We start from the raw sequence: 21566 nt of genomic DNA, 5'->3' as shown, positions 1-21566 counted from the left end.
GATACGATCATCGCTAGAGCCGACAATCATTATAGTTGTTGGCTCTAGTTATTTGGCTTTATTTACATGCAATATCCATGTCCGAAAGATGGTACATACGCGTTACAAATTATACGAATAAAAATGTATTGAAAACGTACAATATTTGTATTTTTTGATATATTATTCGTATTATTGAGTATACGACTAGTTATTTTGTACTAATTAGGCTATATTTTTAACTAAATTAGTTTGAAAGATAGGCAGTGACTCAGGCCTGGATAGTTCATAAGTAGCATGAATTGCGATTATTATGCAATCAAAGCCTATTTATTAAATCCAATGAGCGAGGTGGTTACGATGTTTGGTTGGTTAGGTTGGCAAAAGGGTTTGCCTTTATGGTGGTCATATCGGTTGAACACAAGCCGGAAGGAAGATATCGAGCACGTTTTTGAAAGTATCGCTGAGACGAGAAGACAATTAATGATAGATTGGGCGAATGATCAATGGGCGCTTATGGATCGCTTATTGCAACAAATACAATTGATCAATCTACGATGTTTGGATTCAGATGCTAGAGACAAACTGACGGATTTGCTTCAAATGAGCTACAAACGTATGCAGGACAGCACGGAACTTTTTATTTTGGATCTCGATCAACAGGTTATTTTTTCTACATATGAACGTCGTCTTCACTCCCATGCTGCTAATGTTCCGCTACCTTTTACGCAAGGGCTGCATTATGAACATCACAGTACCTCTACAAGCAAATGTCTCTTCGGACCTTATTGTGATCCGATGACGTTACAGATTGGGGCCCGTTCTTCTACCTTTCATGATGAAATTACACTGATGTTTATCGTTTCTATTGTACAGGATGGTGAGCATGTGGGCTGGCTGTGCTGCCGCATTCCGGGCGATGTGCTTGGAGATCTGATTCAGCGCGAATCCGGGCATATTTATCCCGATTCTGGGGACAATTATTTATTCATGGTGCAGTCTCGTATACGACCGGAAGTGAAGCCCGGAACGGCGTTATCGCGCAGTCGTTTTGAAGATCATACGTTCACGCATGGTGAAAATTTGAAGTCTGGAGTCATGACGGAATGGGGCATCGTCTCGGTGCAGAAGCATACCGAGTTAGAGCTGATGTTTACTGATCCAAGTACAGGAGAACTTCATCCTGGTGTAGCCAGTACTATTCAAAATGGTTCAAATTTATTTGTTGCCTATCCGGGCTATTCCGACTATCGTCATATTCCGGTTATTGGAAAAGGGATTACATTTCAGCTTCCTCATTGTCCTGATCGCTGGGGAATGATGTGCGAGGCGGATTTGGAAGAGGTATACCGTATTCGTAGTATAGGATGGCGGCAAATAAAGCTGCAAAGTATATATCTGTTGCTATTTACAGTCATCACTATGGTATTGCTCTATGTCCTGACAGGAAATATTTGGAGTATATGGGGATTGGGGGGATTTCAACTACTGTCTGGCTACTTTATGATATGGCGGCTTAATCGGCAGGAATACCAGCGCGTTCATCACGACTTCAAGCGACTTGCTGAATTTATTCGTATTAATGCCGAGGGCAAAGGAGATTTGACGCAACGTCTCGATCTGGGGAGCTTTGCACAGGACGAGTCTGGCGAACTTGCCAAGTGGATTAACAATATGATCGATTCGCTGGAAAATATTATGATTCATGTACAACGAGCAACGATGGATGTGATGAACAATCAGCATAAGATGCAGAAATCTACAGATACTACACAACAAACGACAGATCGTGTAAATACGAAGCTAGAGTCTATGATTAGAGCGATTCGCAGGCAATTGGAAGACCTCGCACAGGCGAAGCAAGCGTCTGACTATATGCGTATGACGTTACAACAGTTAGAGCATGCTGCGAATGAGCAGCTTCATGTCGCTACGCAAGAGGTTGATCGTATTCACGATACGATGCACCAAATTTCCAAAAGTGTGTCCGATACGAATGAAACGATTTTATCATTTATGAATACGTTGGATGATATTTATCGTACGTTGGCTGTTATCGACGAAATTTCGGCTCAGACGAATCTGCTTGCACTAAATGCTTCCATTGAAGCTGCGCGTGTAGGAGAGCATGGACGGGGTTTCGCTATTGTAGCTGACGAGATTCGTAAACTTGCCGATGTATCTCGCCATTCGACAGAAGAGATTCATCACATTTTAAAGCATATTTCAGCGGCAGCCAGCACCGCATCCAAACAAATTAAAGTAGGCGATCAGGTACTTGCAGATGGAACTACACTTGTGCGTGCCGCTTCAGAATTATTGAAAAAAGCTGCTATAGAGGAACCGGAACGCACAGAAGTTGTAGATCAGGTCGTTGAGCTGATCGAAAATATTGCAGTAATTAGTCAGCAAAATCGAGTCACATCTGCTGAAGTGGAAAGCGAGATGGCGGAGTTACTACAAAACATGGTAAAAGTCCAGCAGTCTTCGCATGATGTAGAAACGATTACACTATTTTTGCAGCAAGTCGTTGGACAATTCCACTTGAGTCGGTCTGTGTAAAATGGAGTGGACGAAACGGATCAGTCGCAGTTGTATGCTGTATAAGGTAAGCTTTATGTCTACATTGCACATCGATTTGGATAGATTGCCTGTTAAATATGCTTAACGCACAAATAGTTGTAATGTTTTCATAGGTGCATTGAAAAATGATAGTCAGAAATATAGGAGAAAGCATGAGGGGGAGATGCTTTCTCCTTTTTGCTTACAACAAAACAATATAGATTATGCAATAATTTTACACATTTGGAACCGGAAAAATAATTTTAAATCGTGCTATGCCTGCTGACTCGTTTGACCAAAAACCCTTGCTACTACAGCGTTTAGATGCCTGTTACTGCAAAAGCTACAGCTCGTTGATGTGTCGAAAAGCTCGAATCCGGGTAATTGCATATGACCAAGCAAAGCACCGGTTGTCTGAAAATCAGGCTGGTCTACATGATCTTTTCATGCCAAAACATACTTATACTTTTTCATAGGAGAGGGGATTCCATGAGTAAAATTATTTTCGTATCCAATCGATTGCCTGTTACTGTAAAAAAACATGAGTCCGATCTTCAATACAGTAAAAGTATCGGCGGTCTCGCAACAGGCCTCAAAAGCTATCACGAGCAAGGTGACACGATCTGGGCAGGCTGGCCCGGCGTTTCTAGCGATGACCTGAATGAACAGGATATGCAGACGATTGACACGGAACTGCGTGAACAATATAACTGTCTGCCGATCTTTTTGTCCGAAGAAGAGATCCAGCAGTATTATGAAGGTTTTTGCAATGAAACGATCTGGCCGTTATTCCACTACTTCACTAATATTGCGCAGTACAATAGTGAGACATGGGAAGCATACAAGCAAGTGAACCAAAAGTTCTTTGATTCGATTGATCCGATCATCGAACCGAATGATACGATCTGGATTCACGATTACCAGCTGATGCTGTTACCACAGATGATTCGCGAAAAGTACCCGGATACGCAAATTGGATTTTTCCTGCATATTCCGTTTCCTTCCTTCGAAATTTATCGCCTACTCATCTGGCGTGAAGAAATCCTGCGCGGATTGCTCGGCGCCAATCTGATTGGCTTCCATACCTACGATTATGTGCGTCACTTCTTAAGCAGTGTGCGCCGCTTGCTCGGCAAAGAACATAATCTATATAAAATCAATTACGAGACCTATAGCGTTCAGGTCGAAGCCTTCCCAATGGGGATCGATTATGACTTTTTCGCCAAATCGTCGGGAACAGACAATCTGTCCAGCGAAGCACGTGATTTTATCGAAAGCACACGTACCGTACAAAATATTATTTCAGTAGATCGTCTCGATTACACAAAAGGCTTGCCCGAACGGATTAAAGCGTTCAAGCAATTCCTGCAAAAGTATCCAGAATACCACGAAAAGGTACGTCTAAACTTGATCGTAGCGCCATCTCGTGTAGGCGTTGAAGCATACGATGAGCTTAAGCGTGAAATCGAAGGTCTGGTCAGCGCCGTGAATGGACAATTCGGTACCGTTAGCTGGATGCCGGTCTGGTTCTTCTTCCGCACATTCAGTCAGGAAGACCTGATCGCCTTTTACCGTAACAGCGATGTGTTGCTCGTTACGCCACTGCGCGACGGTATGAACCTGGTTGCCAAAGAATATATCGCTGCACGTAGCGACTACAAAGGCATGCTCGTTATGAGTGAGACGGCAGGCGCAGCCAGTGAATTGGGCGAAGCGGTGATCGTGAATGCGAACGATTATGGCGCGATTGCAGCCGGCATCAAAACCGCGCTGGATATGCCTGATCATGAAAAGATTGAGCGTAACAAAATGCTGCATCGCCGCATCTCCCGCTATAACGTCAAATTCTGGGCAGATGAGTTCCTCGAAGCGCTGAAAAATACAGCCGAATCCCATGTGGAAACGAAAGATCTGGTCGATATCAAATCTGAACCGTCCACCGTCGAAACGGCTTATATGAAAGGCAAAGACCGTGTATTGTTCCTCGATTATGATGGAACACTCGTAGGGTTCAAGCCAACACCGGATCAAGCGCGTCCAGATGAAGAATTGCGCGGCATCCTGCGCGAACTGTGCGCCGATCCACATAACACTGTCGTCATCATTACCGGTCGCGACCGCGATGTAATAGAGAACTGGTTAGGCGATCTTGATCTGTACATTATCGCATCTCACGGTCTATGGCTGCGTCAGCCACAGGGCGAGTGGAAGATGACGATGAGTGTCGATAACGACTGGAAAGATTCCGTGCGCCACGTACTGGAAATGTACACCGACCGTACACCAGGTTCATTGATCGAGGAAAAAGAATACTCGCTCGCATGGCATTACCGGCAATGCGAACCCGAAATCGGCGTGCAAAAGCGTAATGAACTGCGCGAAGCACTCATTTCGATCACCCAATCGATGAGTCTCGGTATTCTGGAAGGTAACAAAGTACTGGAAATCAAAGACACACGGATGAACAAAGGCCACGGCGCCCATCAAATGCTGCAAACGAAAGAGTTTGACTTCATTTTCGGCGTCGGCGACGATCATACCGATGAAGACCTGTTTATGGAGTTGCCAGACGATGCTTTCTCGATCAAAGTAGGCGCAGGCAATACCAACGCCAACTACCGTCTCAAATCGTTCCGCAACATCCGCCAACTGCTCAAACGTTTTATCGAGTTGAGCCGTAAAGAAGTAGGAGAAGCGAAAGAGGCAGAAGCGGGTAAATGATTGGTCGTTATGCTCGCACACTTATGTGGTGAGGCATACCGCACTTTATAAAGTGTATAATTAGGAAGAGCAGACAATATGGTTATGCATTTAATCATATTGTCTGCTCTTTGTTATTTAAAGATTCATCATGTCAGTTGAAATGAAAATGGATTTTTGCGAAGCAAAATATCTTACAGCTTTGGAGGGGCGAGAATGTACAACTCACTCCTAATCCGTAGATTCCCACGGCTCCACCGGAGTCCGTCCCCTTATTCCTTGCCGGAGTGGTGTACCTCCAAATCTCCAAATATCTCAATGACGATACACCTATGGAAACTCCCAACATCGTCAAACCTTCACATCCTACCCAAAATGTTCGCATTTTACCCTTTTCCAATCATGCTACTTACAGGTATGATAGAATAGAGAAATGCAGCTTAATATCGATTAAAGCGTATACATAGACGCTGGCAGGAGGAAAAGGATGAGTATAGTAACGACGCAAGCGACAGATTATTTGCAGCGTACCGAGGTACAGCAGCTTTTGGAGCGTTTATATGGAACAGAAGAGCTAACCGAACAGACAGCTCGATACGAGCAATTGATCTCGCAGTTTGGCAAGCATTTTGGCGAACCGGAAGTTCAGTTGTTTAGCGCATCCGGACGTGTAGAGATCGGTGGTAACCATACCGATCATAATCGGGGGAAAGTGCTCGCTGGCAGTATCCATCTGGATACGATTGCAGCTGCGGCACCGGTAGCGCAGCCGGAGATTGTGTTTTTCTCAGAAGGCTATGAAGGGGAGTTCCGCGTACAGTTGGACGATCTGTCTGCTGGCGAAAATGAAAACGCTACAGTATTGCTCGTTAAAGGGATCGTTGCTGGTTTACGTGAGCAGGGTTACCAGGCAGGTGGCTTCCATGCCTACCTTAGCACGAATGTGCTATCTGCATCAGGCCTTAGCTCATCCGCTTCGTTTGAAATGCTGATCGGCGCGATTTTGAATACGTTTTATAATGAAAGTAAGCTGGATGCGGTCACGCTCTCCAAAATTGGTCGTTTTGCAGAAAACCGTTATTGGAACAAGCCATCCGGTCTGCTCGATCAGATGTCGTGTGCATATGGCGGACTGGTCGCGATTGATTTTGCCGATCCACAGCAGCCCCAGATCGAAGCGGTATCGTATGATTTTTATGCAAAAGGCTATTCGCTACTCATTGTAAGCACAGGTGGTAACCATGCTGATCTGACAGACGATTATGCGAGCGTGCCGAATGAAATGTTTGCAGTTGCGAAGCAGCTTGGCGGCGAAGTATGCCGTGATATTACGCTGGAGCAGATGTATGCTAATCTGCCTGCATTGCGTGAACAAGCAGGCGATCGCGCAGTTCTGCGTGCGATGCATTTCTTGCAAGAGAATGATCGGGTCGATCAACAGGTGGCGGCATTGCGTGCAGACGATATGAACAGTTTCCTCGGTCTGTTGACCGCTTCCGGTAATTCGTCGTGGAAATGGTTGCAAAACTGCTACCGTGACTCCGATCATCATGATCAGAGTGTAGCGGTCGCACTGGCAATTACTGAAGTATTCCTGCAAAGCATTGGCGCTGGGGCATGCCGTTTGCATGGCGGCGGCTTCGCTGGTGTTATTCTCGCCGCTGTACCGAATGAGCACGCAGCAGCTTATGAGCAGCTTATAGCAGATACACTCGGCACCTCCGTATTCCGTGTACGTATTCGCGAACATGGCGCATTTTGCCTGAACGAACTGCTGTAGAACAAGCCAGCAGCCGTGTAAAAGCATATGAAAATAAGCCACCAAGAATGTCCTATATGCAGACATTCTTGGTGGCTTATTTCGTCATATACACCGGTTCATTCGTATAGAGCAAATCGACGAATCATAGACCAACCCACACCCTAATCATCAGGTGAGGATTCGCTATCATGTATAGGCGATCTTCAATCGACTATAGGATATCTTCAATCGACGATTTCGCCTGTTCCAGTTGCTGCTCATACAATGCCAGATTATCACCATCAAAGCAAACAAACCGAATTTGCTCCAGCGATCCATTACCGGTCTCGGCATATTGCTGAACGACGCTTACAGCAATTTCCGCAGCTTCTGGCTTAGGATAACCGTAAATCCCCGTACTAATATTTGGAAACGAAATGCTCGTCAACTTATGCTCATCGGCTAACTGTAAACAATGAATATAACAATGACGTAGCAAATCCGGTTCCAGTTGATCGCCGCCATTCCATACTGGCCCAACGGTATGAATTACATGCCGTGCTGGCAAATTACCAGCGGTCGTTATGACCGCTTCTCCGGTCGGACAGCCCCCCTGACGCTCCCGAATCCGATAACAATCTTCCAAAATAGCGGGGCCACCTGCACGATGAATCGCTCCATCCACACCACCACCGCCGAGTAGACTGGAATTGGCAGCATTCACGATAGCATCCACCTGCTCACGCGTAATATCTGCTTGAACTGCTTCAATAGTGACACCGTTGATCACAATCTTCATGACTGACACTCCTTTCTATATGAAGGACAGATCGATGATGGAAAATAGGACAGTGGAAGCTGATAAGTTAGGCGATAAAGTAGACTGACAACAAGTATATCTATATCGACTAGATACACAGTCTGTCTACTTTTTTAACCCGTGTTTCGTACATACCCCTGTAAATGAATATCGTAACAGTCATGTATATTTTATAGTTGGTAGCTATATGTTGGGTAGCTATATGTTGAATGTTGTAGAGGCAATGAGTGCTTTGATAAGCGAAGAGTAGAAGAAAGTACAAGCAACAAAGGCACATTGTACTACCAAAGTGAGGAAAAAGAGCAAGCAACAGGAGGATAGGTGTGCTATTCTCAAAACGATGAGTGGAAATAAGAGGAAAATGTAAAAGATGTTCGCAGAACGAAGAGGAAAAAAGAAAGTGATTCATGTCTGCAATATCCACATAACGGAAGGAAATAAGGGGAAAAGACGACTTTTGAGCACGGGAATCTACATGATGATCCTACTTCATAGATTCCTGTGCGAGACCGGAGTCTGTCCCCTTATTCCTTCCAGCAGTGGATGAGGCATCACCGTATCATGGTTGCTACATAGTTCCAAGCAAATAAATTAAATATTTTACCATATCAATGATACGCCGTCCTTAATACATCCTCACCAGTCCATCTGTACTAAGTTAATCTTGTGCTACCATTATCACTCAGCGCATTGGCGCAAAATCGCTAATTTTCTCCATCATACGATCTATTTGCCCCAGCGTTTCTTCACTCAATGTCATATTTACCGCTTCTACATTCTCATGAATCTGCTGCGGTTTGCTCGCTCCAATGATGGCAGAACTGACTCCCGGTTGACGCAATACCCATGCCAGTGCCAGCTGGGACAACGTCATATCCATACTTGCCGCCAGATCGTTCAATTCAGCGACAACGCCAAGCACATCATCACGGAAATAGCTGCGGATCACCTGATTTACCGAATCGTTCGCTGCACGTGTATCGGATGCTGGAGCCTGACCTGGCTTGTATTTGCCAGTCAATACGCCCTGAGCGAGTGGAGAGAAGACAACCTGACCGAGTCCGTATTGCTGTGATACCGGCAATACCTCTTGCTCGATGTAACGCTCAAATAGATTATAGATCGGCTGATTCGCTGCTAGTGGACGCAGACGCAGGCGTTCACCAATCGCCGCAGCTTCCGTAATTTGGGCAGCCGACCATTCGCTGACCGCAGCGTACAAAATTTTACCCTGTGCGGTCAGATCATCGAGTGCGCGTAGTGTTTCTTCGGTTGGGGTGTCTGTATCGAAGCGATGACAGAAATAAATATCGATATAATCGGTGCCCAGACGCTTCAAACTTGCTTCGCATTGCTCCATAATATGCTTGCGTGACAGACCGCGATCATTCGGTCCATCGCCCATCGGGAAAAATACTTTCGTGCTCAGCACATAACTGGAACGATCGTAGCTAGCGAGTGCAGCACCAATCGCTTTTTCACCTTCACCGCGATTGTAAGCGTTTGCGGTATCGAAAAAATTAATCCCTGTCTCAAAAGCAGTACGGATGCACAGATCGGCTGCCTGTTGCTCAGCGGCTGTTCCATAGGTGAGCCAGCTTCCAAGTGAAATTTCACTAACTTTGAGACCGGTGTTGCCCAGATTGCGGTATTTCATAAACACTCACACTCCTTCATATGTAGATCGATAAGGCAGTTCACGGTATATGAACCGCCTTAGTCATCATCCGCCAAAATGATCCATCCGTCAACTACTACGAGTTCTAATACGTTTTAGTACGTTCTAATTGGACATCCACAGGGTAGCAGGCAATACGGGATGTATCTTTCATAGGCAATATAGAATATGTGTTTCATAGGCGTGTCAGGTAGTAAAGCAGTTCGTAACGACAGCTGCTATACATTCTCATCGGCTTGCGCTTCGATGTTAAAATACGCACCCGTCTGCAATTGATCGACGAAATGCTGTAGCCATACATAATATTGCTGCGCATGCTGAAGCTTATGTAAATCACGCAGACAGCTTTCTCGTTCTTCGGTAGTCGTATCCTGCGCCAGAATCATCTCTGACAGCTGCGGTATCACCTGTTCCAGACTGGACGTCATCACATCAATCTCACGCTGTAATCGACTACCGAAGAAATTTTGGAAGGTTTTAAAATAGTCCGTTTCCGCCTGATACTGATCACGCCGATCACGCTTCTGTTCCAGCTTCGTAATCATACGAGATTGCACGAGTGAACGAACGGCATAGCTCATATTGCTTTTGCTCATATTCATGCTGTCTTTCATTTCTTCCAGTGTCATCGGTCGGTCTTCGAAATACATCACACCATACAATTCGCCAAATGAATGATTCACTCCATACAAATCCATCGTCCGTGCAATCGCGTCGATCACTTCTGCTCGGAGCTGTTGCTGTTCCCGTGCACGATCAGGTACATTTTTTTCCTTTTCCACCATAACACCTCGTATAGGATCTGAATATGTCAGAAATTCAATGCAAAATTTACACGATTCACCGATAGTTTAACACTGTCTTGACTCAAAGTTCTACAAACGAGTGTACAATAATTTTTGTACGGAAGGCTGAAATGAATACTGAACATGCCAAACGTAAAATGATTCAATTAAATTTGAACACAGGAGTGAACGAAGTGAAATTGAAATGGATGCGGGAGGGCGAGGCATTAGCGTTCACCTTGCCAGCGGTTATTCCGCTGTTGCTCTTCTGGCTTGGACCACTCGTCTACATAGTTTACCTGAGCTTCACCGATTGGGATTTTATGAGTCCGGAAAAGGAATTTGTCGGCTGGGGCAATTATACGTATTTGCTCGGCAATCCTGACTTTTATCAAGCGCTGCGTGTGACATTGCTGTTTGGGATCGGAAGTGTCATTCCAATTATGGTCGGTGGACTGCTGCTTGCCTTACTCCTAAATAGCAAGCTACGCGGATCAAGCATCTATCGCGCATTGATCTTCTCACCGTGGATCACACCGACTGTTGCTGTATCGATCGTCTGGTCGTGGATTTTCCAACCGGATGTAGGGTATGCAAACTACGTGTTGAAGCTGATCGGCATTACAGGTATCGGCTGGCTGCAAGATTCGCAATGGGCACTAGTCGCTGTATTGATCGTCACGTTATGGAAATCGATCGGTTGGGCGATGATCTTTTATCTGGTCGCGCTACGGAATCTACCGAGCGATCTGCTGGAAGCGGCTTCGATTGATGGGGCAGGTGCATGGAATAAATTCCGCCACATTACGATTCCGCTCATCTCGCCAACGACATTTTTCCTGGCTGTCATTTTAACGATTCAATCACTGCAAGCGTATGATCAGATTAATGTGATGACGCAAGGTGGTCCGGCAGGCTCCACGCGTACATTGCTGTACATGTATTATCAGGCGGCATTTGAAGCGTTTGATGTAGGTCAAGCGTCAGCGGTGGCTGTACTGTTGATCCTCCTCTGTGTACTACTATCCGCAGGCTCATTCTGGCTTGGAAGAAAGATGGTGCATTATTGATATGCGTACAATGAACAACAATAGCGTACCACAGCAAGAAAGTACGGCTTCGTCTACGATGGTGTATAGCTCCATACAGGGCCAATCTGCACCAGCGACAGGTAGAAGTGGCGGTAATGGCATGCTGTCAGCAAGACAGCGCTCCAACAGTCAACCTCATAAACGAAAGCAGCTTGGACCTGTCGCGCTCACAACGAATATGATTCGTTACGCTGTATTAACGCTGATCGCGCTGGTGATGGCATTTCCATTTTACTGGATGATTACGAGTGGATTGAAGACGAATGATGAAATCTTCCGTATGCCGCCAACCTTATGGCCGGAACATCTATTATGGAACAATTATGTGGATGCGTGGCATGCTGCACCATTTGCCCGCTATATGCTGAACAGTATGTTTGTCGGCGCGGCGATTGCGCTATTGCAGGTAATCAATTCTTCGATGATGGCGTATGCGCTCACCCATATGCAATTCCGCTTAAAAGGATTGTTTACCGGAGTCGTATTGCTCGGTTATATGATTCCGAGTACGGCTGTCTATTTGCCGAGCTATCTGGTGCTGAGCAAGCTGCATTTGCTTGATTCGTACAGCGGATTAATTTTGTCCAACTGTGTGAGTGTATTCTCGATTTTCTTAATTCGGCAGGCCTTTCTGCAAATTTCGCATGAGCTGGTGGAAGCAGGACAGCTTGACGGCGCATCTCATTTCCGCATTTTGTGGACGATGCTCGTACCGCTCGCCAGACCGACCTTTGCAGTGATGATACTCATTACCTTTATTGAGCAGTATAACAATTATTTCTGGCCGATGCTCATTACGAAAAGTCCGGATCTGCAACTTGTGTCCGCAGGCTTACGCAGCTTTTTCGTGGAAGGAGGAGCGTATGGACTGAAATGGCCGCAAATTATGGCGGCTAGCGCCTTTACGATTGCACCACTGCTCGTGTTGTTCTTATTCACCCAGAAGACGATTATGCAAAGTGTGAACATGTCTGCTGGCATCAGTAAATGAGCGCGTAGCGCACCCATACAGGCGTAAGTGATACGTGAGTACATGATGATGAGCTATTCCAATAGCGATCATTTGGCAGACTGTAAAGTCTGACCTATATCCCTTTATACAGGAGAGGATCAATCGTATGAATCTGTTCAGTATGTGGAAAAATAAAATCTCAAAACAACCAGTTAACACTTTAAATGGACTGGACGAACAACCAGTATTAACACGGAAGACTCGTACATTCGGCTGGAAATCCGGACTGTCGCTCATGATCATGTCCACATTCCTACTCACAACCGCATGTGGCTCACCATCTAGCGGCAGTACGCCTGCTGCGGCAAGCAGTTCTACAGCAACAGAAACAAGCACATCCAGCGGCCCAGTTGAAATCGAATTCTGGTACGGGCTGGGCGGCAAGCTGGGCGATAATATGAAAAAGATGATCGACAACTTCAACGCTTCACAGAAAGAGGTTATCGTCAAAGGTGTCGTACAGGCAGATTACGACGAAACGACACAAAAGCTGCAAGCCGCGATTGCCGCAGGTCAGGTTCCAGCCGCCGTACTCAGTTCTAATGTAGAATGGGCGAAAAAAGGCTATTACGCACCGATGGATCCATTCATTAGCGCCGATCCTGATTTTAAAAAGGATGATTTTGTCCAAACGTTTTTGCAGCAAGGACAGGTTGATGGAAAGCAATACTTCCTGCCGATGTACGGAACGACACAGATTATGTACTATCGCAAAGATGCACTCAAAGCAGCCGGTATCGACCCTTCCAGCCTGACGACATGGGAAGCACTGTCCGCAGCCGCCGCGAAAATGACCAAAAAATCCGGCGACAAAACAACGTTCTATGGCTGGGAACCGATGTGGGGCGCGGACAATATGATCGATGCTGTGCTGAGTAAAGGCGGAAACATCCTCAGTGCAGACGGCAAAACCGTAACGATTGATACACCGGAATGGACAAGCACATGGGAATCATTCCGCAAATGGATTCATGATGATGGCATTATGACGATTCATTCTGGCGGTCAGGGCTGGGAATACTGGTACAAAACGATCGATGATGTGATGAAGAACAAAGCAGCAGGGTATACCGGTTCGAGTGGTGACCAGGGCGATCTGGACTTCAACATCGTCGGCGCGATGGAGCAACCGGGCTGGCAAGGTGTAGGTCAGGGTAAACCTGTAGCGAGTGCGATTATGGCAGGTATTCCGGCACAGGCCAGTCCAGAGCAGCAACAAGCCGCATTCAAATGGCTGACATACTTCTCCAAAGCTTCCAATACAGCACAATGGTCGATGAATACAGGTTATATCGCTGTCCGTCAATCGGCATTGCAGGATGAGAAATTCAAAGCGTTCAGTGCGAAACATCCACAGATTGAAGTACCGCTTAAACAAGCATCTCATGCTTCACCTCCGTTCCAGGACCCAACGGGCGGTAAAATTACGGATGCACTGAAAGTAGCAGCAGATCAGGTTCAAATCAATAACGTACCGGCAGCGCAGGCACTGGCTGAAGCACAGAAAAAAGCACAGCAAGAACTGGATCGCGCGAATCGCTAAGCGTTATATAGGATCAACTGTGATGGAGTGATATGATGAAGTGTTCGTATATGTGTGCACCTACGTGTAGGCAGCAGTGGCATCTGCTCCAGCCAAATCGTTTGCCTACCTGCTCTAGTTTACAGTCGAAGAGCTTATCGTTCTCCTAAGTATAAACTAGGTATATAGCCGAAACGACAGTATGATTGATGATTGCATAAGGGCAAATGGTAGCCTGCCAATGACATGAGAATGCACAGCGCAGCAGTAGGCGCTGTGCATTCCTTTTTATCGATGAAAGAAAGGAAGTATAAAGATGACAGAGACTGTACACACAAGCAAAACATCGCCTATCCAGCATGAGATTTCAACGGATCATGCTGATCATGCCGATCACGCTATGACGACAGAGGAACAGCAGACCGAGATCGCACGCCGACAGGTTGAACAACAGCAACAACAAGTCGAGCAGCAACGACAGCAAATCGAACAGAAACAGATGGATAATCTGCAACCGCTAGACCGAATGGAACTGATGCGCTGTCTGCTTCGTCAGCCGAATGCAATACGGCGAATTGATGCGGTGCTGTTTGATAAGGATGGCACACTGCTTGATTTTATACACATGTGGGGCTACTGGGCAGATGAACTGTTACGCAGCTTCCGTGAAGCGCTGGAAGCGGATGGATTGCTATGGCCAGAGCAGGATCGCGCAGACATCTGGGGCACCATTCATGACCATACAGGACGTATTATCGATTATGATGTGAACGGTCCGCTTGCTATGGGCACGATGCATGATGTGTATGCCGTACTCGCCTGGCAAGGGTATCGCGCAGGCTGGTCATGGGGATATGCCAGTCGGATCGTTCGTGAACTGGCGGATGCTGCCGAGGAGCGATTAGAGCAAGTTCGTCCGGTACAGGAAGTGAAAGGGGCGACTGCTTTTATCGAGCAGTGTCAGCGTCATGGGCTGAAACTTGGCGTCGTTACCGCTGATGATACAGCCAATGCACATAAACATCTATCGTGGATGGGACTCGATTCGATGTTCGATATTATTATTGGCAGTGATCGGGTAGAGCGTGGCAAGCCATTTCCCGATATGGTACAGCTGGCATGTGAACAACTTGGGGTAGAGCCGCGACATACGATCGTGATCGGTGATACCAATGGCGATATGATGATGGCGCATGCTGCTGGTTGCGAGCTGGCGATTGGGATCGGACAACCGGAGGTGTTTGCCCTTTGCTCTATGACGATCACATCGTTTACCGAGCTGTGCAGGGAAGAGGAGGACACGCCATGAGTATGTATGCAGGCTGGTTATTGTTGAGCGGTGCGATCGTGCTGGAGCTTAGTGGAACGGTATTGATGAAAATATCAGATGGCTTCTCTCGTCCGCTTCCTTCGCTGTTCATGTTTATTTGTTATGCAGCAAGCTTCACCTTATTAAACTATGCGGTGCGTTATATGCCGATCAGCCTGGCGTATGCGATCTGGTCTGGCGTAGGGATTACGCTTATTAGCATAGCAGGTTATTATTTATTTGGAGAGCGGCTGCGTATGACTTCAGTATGCTGGTTAGCCGTCATTATCGTTGGCATTATTGGACTGAAATGGAGTGACGCAAGATGACAAAGCCTTTTTATTATCCTATAGCTACTGATCCCGAATTATCCGTACCATCGTTTAGGCCGGATCAGCATCAGCGCATCGCTTCTTTTCAGGTGATTACCGATACGCATCTAACGGCTGATCCGAATCATCTGTACAATCAGCATATGGAGCTGGCATGTACCGATATGAGCAAGCATGCTGTGGACAGTCTCGGCATGATGCATGTGGGCGATGTGACTGATCATGGCCTGCCTGCCGAATATGCAGAACTGCACCGTATTCAGTCTCAATATGGCGAGCATCTTCCACCGATGTATAGCACATCAGGTAATCATGATGTGGGTGATCTCGGTTGGAAAGAGGAGGTAGAGCAACTGGATGGACTCTTCTCTGTTCAAGGCCAGCCATTGCCGGAATTATGGGCACATTATCGCCAGACAGCGGCAGGTCTATATACAATTCCACCTGTAGCTGATGTCCCTGAAGCGGTTCATGAACTGTGGTTACATCGTCTGGGCAGTTTTAATGAAGCGACAGCAACAGAAGGAGCTTACTATCAGAAGCGTCTGGGCGGGTATGTGTTTATTTTCCTCGGTACAGAGCGTCCGCTCGCCAAAGATTGTCATCTGTCAACGATGCAGCTGGAATGGCTGCAAGAGCGGCTTCATGCGGCGGCAAGCGCATCGCCTGGGAAACCGATCTTTGTCTTTTTGCATCAGCCGCTGTTGAACACGGTAGCAGGTTCGCTGGAGCAGCAGGGATGGTACGGAGTGGAACAAGACGATGAATTAAAACAACTATTATTGCAATACCCGCAGGTGATGTTGTTTAGCGGACATACACACTGGCAGTTAAGTTCGCCACATACGATGTATTCGGCGGCTGGTGGCCCGGTCATGTTTAATGCGGCTTCGGTTGCGTATTTATGGACAGATGCAGATGAATATTTGGAAGGCAGTCAGGGGTATTATGTCGATATTTATGCTACTCATATCGTTATACGTGGTCGTGATTTTGCCGCTGGACGCTGGCTCAAGGAAGCAAGCTGGACGTTTGCGTATGGCAACGCAGAGTGAGCATCTGCGTGCCAAATATGGTATCCTTACTTCTGGTTCGTTACAATATCGAACATGAACGGTTTGCTTGTCATTTTTCGTTACCGATAAGCAAGCGACTGATCAGCAAGTGACAGACAGAAGTGGAGAGATGAACGATGAAGATGGTGGCACCGGAATCATTTACGTACACAGCAGGCAGGCGCGCTGTATTGCTGCTGCATGGTTATACAGGCAGTACGGTACATGTACGCCGTTTGGGCAAATATTTATATGAAAAGGGTTATACCTGTCATGCCCCTTTATATGCAGGACATGGCGATGTGCCAGAGCTATTGCTGCACACACGCCCATCTGCCTGGTGGCAAAGTGTAGTGGGCGGCTATGATTGGCTTCAGCAGCAAGGTTATGAGGAAATCGCTGTGGCTGGCGTATCGCTGGGCGGGGTGTTCACATTACGTATGGGCACTTTGTTTCCGGTAAAGGCGGTCGTTTCCATGAGCGCGCCTGTGCAGGAGAAACATACAACCGATATTTTGCAGCGTGTACTTGATTATGCGCGCTGGTATGTATCGTTACAAACGAAAGATCCGGCTATTATGGCTGAGCGATTGAATCACTTAGCGAACGAGCCGCTGCATGAGCTGGAACAGCTTCGTCAGCTCATTAGCTCTACCGCTAGCAGACTTAGCCGAATTACAGCGCCTGCATTGATCATGCAAGGTCAACAGGATGATCAATTGTACCAGGATAGCGCAAGGACGATCTATGAGCAGATTGGCTCTCCACATAAGGAGTTAAAATGGTATCCAAACTCCGGTCATATTTTGCCTATGGACACGGAGCAGACACAGGTATTTGCAGATATTTACCATTTTCTTGAGCAATTGGACTGGAAGGCGTAATGCGACATTACGCCTTTTTAGGTTGTTTTAACTGCATTTAACAACGAAATAGTTTATATATTTTCACAGTTACTTAAGTTATTTATTTAAATATTTTTGTCTAAACTATACCTTTTGACCTAGATCATCGTTTATAATAGGAGTGTAAGATCATCAGAAACAGGAGTGGTTCGGATGAACAAAGAGTTTCTGCTAGAACTTCGTAGCCTCGGATATGGGGATGAAGAGCGCTACAAGCTAATGATGAAGGGGATTCGTCATACATTAGCAACCCGCAAGTCGTATAGTGCATTACGGCGCTATCTACGCAGCACGAAAAGACCTACCGCATCGAGCTGGCATTAATGCCAGCTTCCCTGCGGTAGGTTTTTTCATAGGCGGCAACTATATGCCATCTCACGATAGGATCATCATAAGGTGTAGGTAGCATTAACTGATTCGTTTAAAGGCAGGCAAGTTCGGTAGAAAATGATGTCCGGCAAAATAGCCGATTGAAATGAACACAACCGTCCATAGTAGCGCAGCACTAATACAGATCATTAAGTACGGTCGCAATGACATATTGCTAATACCGGAAACATAACCTGCCATATGACGAACACCAGGAATAAAATAAGAGAAAAAGATCGTCCAGCGTCCATAACGATGGAACCATGACTGGATTTTTTCATATTTCTCCATAGACAGTCCGACCCATTTGCCATAGCGGACGATGAGCGTTGTACCGACTGACCGTCCAATCCAATAGCTGATCGTCATGCCGCATAGTGAACCGATATAGCTAAATAGCCACACCAGCGGCAAATGCAGTACATGTTTGGAAGAGAGATAGCCAACTAAAATCATTAACATCTCGTCCGGAACAGGTAGTCCAATAATACCAAATGCCAGCAAACCGGAAATCGCTACATAACCGTAACGACTAATATAGAGCAGAACAAGATCCATCCTCCATCACTTCCTGACCATTTTATTTTTAAAGGAAGGAAATGGAATGCGGCTGATCATTAAAAAGGACAGTAACGTAATAAATGCAATCAACAGCGTGGGCGGGATGGAGCTGACAAGCAGCGAAGAGAGCGCAAGCAATGTGCCCGCAGCTGTAATCGGCATGCCGGTAAATCCTACGCTCGTACCACTGACATTAAAACGTGCCAGCCGTAGCGCTCCACAGATGACAAATAACACCGCCGCGACCGGACCTGGCCCACCGGATGGGTCGAGTTTGTCAAACAGAACTAGAAATACAGGTGCCGCGCCAAACGAAATCAGGTCAGCAAGTGAATCGAGCTGCTTGCCAAATTCGCTTGGACAATGCAGCAGCCGTGCCAGTAAGCCATCCAATACATCGAATAAGGCGGCAAACAAAATCATTAACGCTGCCAGCCGGTAATGCTCATGCATCGTGAGTAATAACGACACGGTTCCAGCTGCCAGATTAAGTACAGTACATAATGAGGGGACAAAGCTCCATTTCATCACTATTCATTCCTTCCAGGCATCATCGTGCCAGATGTTGCATCCATTACGGCTCAAACTGATAACCGACACCGATCACGGTGCGGATATGTCCCGATTCAGGACCCAGCTTAGCGCGGAGCTTCTTAATATGAGAATCCACAACCCTTGATTCCCCTTCAAATTCAATACCCCAGATGCGACTAAGTAAAGTATCGCGTGGGATGACGCGATTTTTATTACGAACGAGTAATAGCAGCAGCTCATACTCTTTCGGTGTCAACTCCACAGGTTTACCATCTAGCTCCATGCGGCGTGTTAATGTATTCAGTACCACACTGCCGAAGCTGATACGATGCCCCTGTGGCTCATAATTTTCCGTCACTCGTTTCATAAGCGAATTCGCTCGAGCAAGCAGCACGCGCGGACTAAATGGTTTGGTCACATAATCATCAGCGCCAAGCTCAAACCCGAGCACTTTGTCACTATCCGCAGACTTGGCTGTGAGCAAAATAATCGGCACGCCAGAATGCTTGCGAATATGGCGGCATACATCCAGACCATCCATATGCGGCATCATAATATCAAGGATGATCAGGTCGGGATAATGAAGCTCAAACTGCTCCAGCGCCTGTTCACCATCTTCTGCCTCGACAATGATCCAGCCATCACTTTGAAAATAATCAGCGATCACTTCACGAATACGCTGTTCATCCTCGACTAGCAAAACTTTTCCAGCCATCCCTATACTCCTTCCCGAACTCCATCCGGGCGTACATGATCATCAAATCCAATCGAAAAGCGTACGCCATCTGTTAAATTGTGCACTGAGTAGCTACACCCGTGTAAATCCAAAATCTGGCTAGCAATCGGTAATCCAAGTCCGGTACCACCCGTCTGCCGGCTGCGGGAAGGTTCTGCACGGTAAAATCGCTCCCAAATATGTTCCAGATGCTCATCAGCAATCGGTTTGCCTTTATTATCGATATGCAGTGCTGTCATAAACGCGGTGCTTTCGATCACAATGCGTATATCACTGCCTGTCTCCGCATGTCGGATCGCATTGACGATCAAATTACGCAGTACCTGCTCGATCCAGTCGGGATCAGCGAATACAGTACGCTCATTGATCGGGGAGATCACGATCTGTAGCTGTCTCGGCTGTAGTGAATAGATCAGTTTATCGGCTACCTTTTCAGATAGTTCGCTTAACATAAAGGGACGCGGCTGTAAATGAATAGTACCTGATTCGAGCCGTGCCAGATCAAGCATATCTTTGATTAACATTTCCATCTTGTCCGCTTCTTCAATAATGACGCTCACATAATGACCGCTCTTATCTACATTCACACCGTCCTGCAAGCCTTCCGCAAAGCTTTTGACGATGCTAAGCGGCGTTTTCAGCTCATGCGAGGCATTGGTGAAAAAGCTTTGCTGGATTTGCTCCATCCGTTGCTTCTGCTCCATATCTTGCTGTAGCTGCGTATTCGCTTCCTGTAGCTCGCGTAGAGCGGTGTCCAGCTTGCGCGCCAGTGTATCCATGCTGCGTGCTAGCCCGCCCAGCTCATCTTGCTGCCGTAATGGTGGAGTGGTGCTGCTGAAGTCAAGCCGTACCATACGCTTCGCCATGCGATTTAGCGCAATGAGTGGCTTCGTGACCATACGTGAGAAGAAGAGGGACAGAATTAGAATAAGTGCAAAGCCACCAATACCGAGATAGACATAAAACCAGCGTAAGGCGGCATTCGTATCACTAATCTCCTGAATGGATGTAATGACAAATAATAATTGCTGCTGTCCATTTTTTTGCAGCGGATATAAGGTGATCAAATTGTTCGAGCCACTCCAGGAATCCGTCCAGCCATACTGGATCGGGTTCCTATTTTTAAGGTCGGTTTGCTGCTCCGTCGTAAGCGGAAATTGCTCGTATAACGCTTGTAGCAGCAAACCCTGGCTGATTTTCCAGTTGGACAGATCGGGTAAAACAAGTTCGCTTACGGTGCCTGTTAATTTGGCAGCATTCGGCTCGTAGCTGTCACCTACGGTTTTGATGCCATTTTTGCTAATCTGCTGTGGATCAAGCACGGTATACGGCTGTTTGCCGCTTGGTGCTCGTGTAGTGCCATAGATCGTTAATGTATCGCCCAGCTTAATTCGTGCTTTGCGAAACGGATCACCGTATTCACTGAGCATCAGCGCCAGCGGTACGAATATTTGCTTGCCATCAGGCTGCTTTAACAGCAAATGGTACGTTTCGTTCAGACTCAGCTGATACATATCGTTCAGCATCACTTCTCCTTGCGGATTAATGACCGCCAGCTGACTTTTATTCGTTTCCATGAATCGTATCGCCTGTCGGGATAATGTATTGCTATCCTCGGATTCAGTCACATAGCTATGCGCCAATTGCTCCAGATTATGCTCGACCTGACGCATTTTATACGTTTCATAAAATTGATTAAAAAAAAGCAATTGCGATAAGATGACCATCGCATAAAAGCAGGCAAAAACGATAACCGTAATAATAAACAATTTAAAAGTAATACTGCGGTTTTTCATAGGCACTCCTTTTGAACAACTGACCGAAATATACAGGATAACTACTGCATCATATCATATTCATCCCGGTGACGGATTG

18 protein-coding genes are annotated in these 21566 nt (G+C 46.4%); 11 read left to right on the top strand and 7 right to left on the bottom strand.

Features of this window, described 5'->3' with window-relative positions; all coding sequences use genetic code 11:
* The first annotated feature begins 339 nt into the window (after positions 1-339).
* The 3 genes from AAHF22_RS17340 (at position 340) to AAHF22_RS17330 (ending at position 7021) form a co-directional block, all read left to right on the top strand.
* Positions 340-2541: a methyl-accepting chemotaxis protein gene (locus AAHF22_RS17340; protein ID WP_347326286.1), complete on the top strand. Its 2202-nt coding sequence runs from the start codon at positions 340-342 to the stop codon at positions 2539-2541.
* 489 nt (positions 2542-3030) lie between these two features.
* Positions 3031-5262: a bifunctional alpha,alpha-trehalose-phosphate synthase (UDP-forming)/trehalose-phosphatase gene (locus AAHF22_RS17335; protein WP_347326285.1), complete on the top strand. Its 2232-nt coding sequence runs from the start codon at positions 3031-3033 to the stop codon at positions 5260-5262.
* Positions 5263-5728: 466 nt separating this feature from the next.
* Positions 5729-7021 (top strand): galactokinase, encoded by a 1293-nt coding sequence (locus AAHF22_RS17330; protein WP_347326284.1) that lies wholly within the window; start codon positions 5729-5731, stop codon positions 7019-7021.
* Positions 7022-7214: 193 nt separating this feature from the next.
* Here AAHF22_RS17330 and AAHF22_RS17325 read toward each other — a convergent pair whose 3' ends face one another.
* From AAHF22_RS17325 to AAHF22_RS17315, 3 genes are all read right to left on the bottom strand, one after another.
* Entirely contained in the window at positions 7215-7781 is a 567-nt protein-coding gene (locus AAHF22_RS17325) for an O-acetyl-ADP-ribose deacetylase (protein ID WP_347326283.1), read from the bottom strand.
* A gap of 703 nt (positions 7782-8484) precedes the next feature.
* A complete protein-coding gene (locus AAHF22_RS17320; RefSeq protein WP_347326282.1) occupies positions 8485-9459 on the bottom strand; it encodes an aldo/keto reductase family protein in 975 nt (324 codons plus the stop codon).
* Between the two features lie 239 nt (positions 9460-9698).
* On the bottom strand, positions 9699-10265 hold the full coding sequence (locus AAHF22_RS17315) for a GbsR/MarR family transcriptional regulator (protein ID WP_347326281.1): 567 nt from the start codon (positions 10263-10265) through the stop codon (positions 9699-9701).
* A gap of 209 nt (positions 10266-10474) precedes the next feature.
* On the opposite strand from AAHF22_RS17315, the gene AAHF22_RS17310 reads away from it, so the two are divergent.
* The 8 genes from AAHF22_RS17310 (at position 10475) to AAHF22_RS17275 (ending at position 17815) form a co-directional block, all read left to right on the top strand.
* Complete coding sequence (locus tag AAHF22_RS17310; RefSeq protein ID WP_347326334.1) at positions 10475-11335, top strand: carbohydrate ABC transporter permease; 861 nt, start codon at positions 10475-10477, stop codon at positions 11333-11335.
* Between the two features lie 199 nt (positions 11336-11534).
* A complete protein-coding gene (locus AAHF22_RS17305; protein WP_347326333.1) occupies positions 11535-12347 on the top strand; it encodes a carbohydrate ABC transporter permease in 813 nt (270 codons plus the stop codon).
* Positions 12348-12603: 256 nt separating this feature from the next.
* Positions 12604-13911, top strand: a complete 1308-nt coding sequence (locus AAHF22_RS17300; RefSeq protein WP_371834084.1) for an ABC transporter substrate-binding protein — start codon at positions 12604-12606, stop codon at positions 13909-13911.
* 295 nt (positions 13912-14206) lie between these two features.
* Entirely contained in the window at positions 14207-15199 is a 993-nt protein-coding gene (locus tag AAHF22_RS17295) for an HAD family hydrolase (RefSeq protein ID WP_347326280.1), read from the top strand.
* Entirely contained in the window at positions 15196-15528 is a 333-nt protein-coding gene (locus AAHF22_RS17290; protein ID WP_347326279.1) for a DMT family transporter, read from the top strand. Before AAHF22_RS17295 ends, AAHF22_RS17290 begins: the two co-directional genes overlap by 4 nt.
* Positions 15525-16586 carry a metallophosphoesterase family protein gene (locus AAHF22_RS17285; RefSeq protein WP_347326278.1) on the top strand — a complete coding sequence of 354 codons (1062 nt, stop codon included), beginning with the start codon at positions 15525-15527 and terminating at the stop codon, positions 16584-16586. The genes AAHF22_RS17290 and AAHF22_RS17285 overlap by 4 nt, the downstream gene beginning before the upstream one ends.
* Positions 16587-16723: 137 nt before the next feature.
* Positions 16724-17470, top strand: coding sequence for an alpha/beta hydrolase (locus tag AAHF22_RS17280; protein WP_347326277.1), 747 nt, complete (start codon positions 16724-16726; stop codon positions 17468-17470).
* A gap of 174 nt (positions 17471-17644) precedes the next feature.
* The gene (locus AAHF22_RS17275) at positions 17645-17815 is read left to right on the top strand and encodes a hypothetical protein (protein WP_347326276.1); all 171 of its coding nucleotides are present in this window, start codon (positions 17645-17647) and stop codon (positions 17813-17815) included.
* Between the two features lie 84 nt (positions 17816-17899).
* Here the strand turns inward: AAHF22_RS17275 and AAHF22_RS17270 are convergent, their stop codons facing one another.
* Genes AAHF22_RS17270 through AAHF22_RS17255 form a run of 4 tightly spaced genes read right to left on the bottom strand, consistent with a single transcriptional unit; the run spans position 17900 to position 21487 of the window.
* Positions 17900-18418: a DedA family protein gene (locus AAHF22_RS17270; RefSeq protein WP_347326275.1), complete on the bottom strand. Its 519-nt coding sequence runs from the start codon at positions 18416-18418 to the stop codon at positions 17900-17902.
* 6 nt (positions 18419-18424) lie between these two features.
* A complete protein-coding gene (gene pssA / locus AAHF22_RS17265) occupies positions 18425-18949 on the bottom strand; it encodes a CDP-diacylglycerol--serine O-phosphatidyltransferase (protein WP_347326274.1) in 525 nt (174 codons plus the stop codon).
* A gap of 46 nt (positions 18950-18995) precedes the next feature.
* Positions 18996-19670, bottom strand: coding sequence for a response regulator transcription factor (locus tag AAHF22_RS17260; RefSeq protein WP_347326273.1), 675 nt, complete (start codon positions 19668-19670; stop codon positions 18996-18998).
* 2 nt (positions 19671-19672) lie between these two features.
* Positions 19673-21487: a sensor histidine kinase gene (locus AAHF22_RS17255; protein WP_347326272.1), complete on the bottom strand. Its 1815-nt coding sequence runs from the start codon at positions 21485-21487 to the stop codon at positions 19673-19675.
* Positions 21488-21566 lie beyond the last annotated feature (79 nt).

It is taken from the genome of Paenibacillus wenxiniae (assembly GCF_039822605.1).
Classification (GTDB): domain Bacteria; phylum Bacillota; class Bacilli; order Paenibacillales; family Paenibacillaceae; genus Saccharibacillus; species Saccharibacillus wenxiniae.
Note: the sequence above shows the minus strand (reverse complement) of the source record. Positions and strands in the feature narration are given on the sequence as shown.

Bases quoted from the DNA above. Each gene is read 5' to 3' on its own strand.
- AAHF22_RS17340 (WP_347326286.1), top strand. From the start codon at position 340: ATGTTTGGTTGGTTAGGTTGGCAAAAGGGTTTGCCTTTATGGTGGTCA.
- AAHF22_RS17335 (WP_347326285.1), top strand. From the start codon at position 3,031: ATGAGTAAAATTATTTTCGTATCCAATCGATTGCCTGTTACTGTAAAA.
- AAHF22_RS17330 (WP_347326284.1), top strand. From the start codon at position 5,729: ATGAGTATAGTAACGACGCAAGCGACAGATTATTTGCAGCGTACCGAG.
- AAHF22_RS17325 (WP_347326283.1), bottom strand. From the start codon at position 7,781: ATGAAGATTGTGATCAACGGTGTCACTATTGAAGCAGTTCAAGCAGAT.
- AAHF22_RS17320 (WP_347326282.1), bottom strand. From the start codon at position 9,459: ATGAAATACCGCAATCTGGGCAACACCGGTCTCAAAGTTAGTGAAATT.
- AAHF22_RS17315 (WP_347326281.1), bottom strand. From the start codon at position 10,265: ATGGTGGAAAAGGAAAAAAATGTACCTGATCGTGCACGGGAACAGCAA.
- AAHF22_RS17310 (WP_347326334.1), top strand. From the start codon at position 10,475: ATGCGGGAGGGCGAGGCATTAGCGTTCACCTTGCCAGCGGTTATTCCG.
- AAHF22_RS17305 (WP_347326333.1), top strand. From the start codon at position 11,535: ATGATTCGTTACGCTGTATTAACGCTGATCGCGCTGGTGATGGCATTT.
- AAHF22_RS17300 (WP_371834084.1), top strand. From the start codon at position 12,604: ATGATCATGTCCACATTCCTACTCACAACCGCATGTGGCTCACCATCT.
- AAHF22_RS17295 (WP_347326280.1), top strand. From the start codon at position 14,207: ATGACAGAGACTGTACACACAAGCAAAACATCGCCTATCCAGCATGAG.
- AAHF22_RS17290 (WP_347326279.1), top strand. From the start codon at position 15,196: ATGAGTATGTATGCAGGCTGGTTATTGTTGAGCGGTGCGATCGTGCTG.
- AAHF22_RS17285 (WP_347326278.1), top strand. From the start codon at position 15,525: ATGACAAAGCCTTTTTATTATCCTATAGCTACTGATCCCGAATTATCC.
- AAHF22_RS17280 (WP_347326277.1), top strand. From the start codon at position 16,724: ATGAAGATGGTGGCACCGGAATCATTTACGTACACAGCAGGCAGGCGC.
- AAHF22_RS17275 (WP_347326276.1), top strand. From the start codon at position 17,645: ATGAACAAAGAGTTTCTGCTAGAACTTCGTAGCCTCGGATATGGGGAT.
- AAHF22_RS17270 (WP_347326275.1), bottom strand. From the start codon at position 18,418: ATGGATCTTGTTCTGCTCTATATTAGTCGTTACGGTTATGTAGCGATT.
- pssA (WP_347326274.1), bottom strand. From the start codon at position 18,949: ATGAAATGGAGCTTTGTCCCCTCATTATGTACTGTACTTAATCTGGCA.
- AAHF22_RS17260 (WP_347326273.1), bottom strand. From the start codon at position 19,670: ATGGCTGGAAAAGTTTTGCTAGTCGAGGATGAACAGCGTATTCGTGAA.
- AAHF22_RS17255 (WP_347326272.1), bottom strand. From the start codon at position 21,487: ATGAAAAACCGCAGTATTACTTTTAAATTGTTTATTATTACGGTTATC.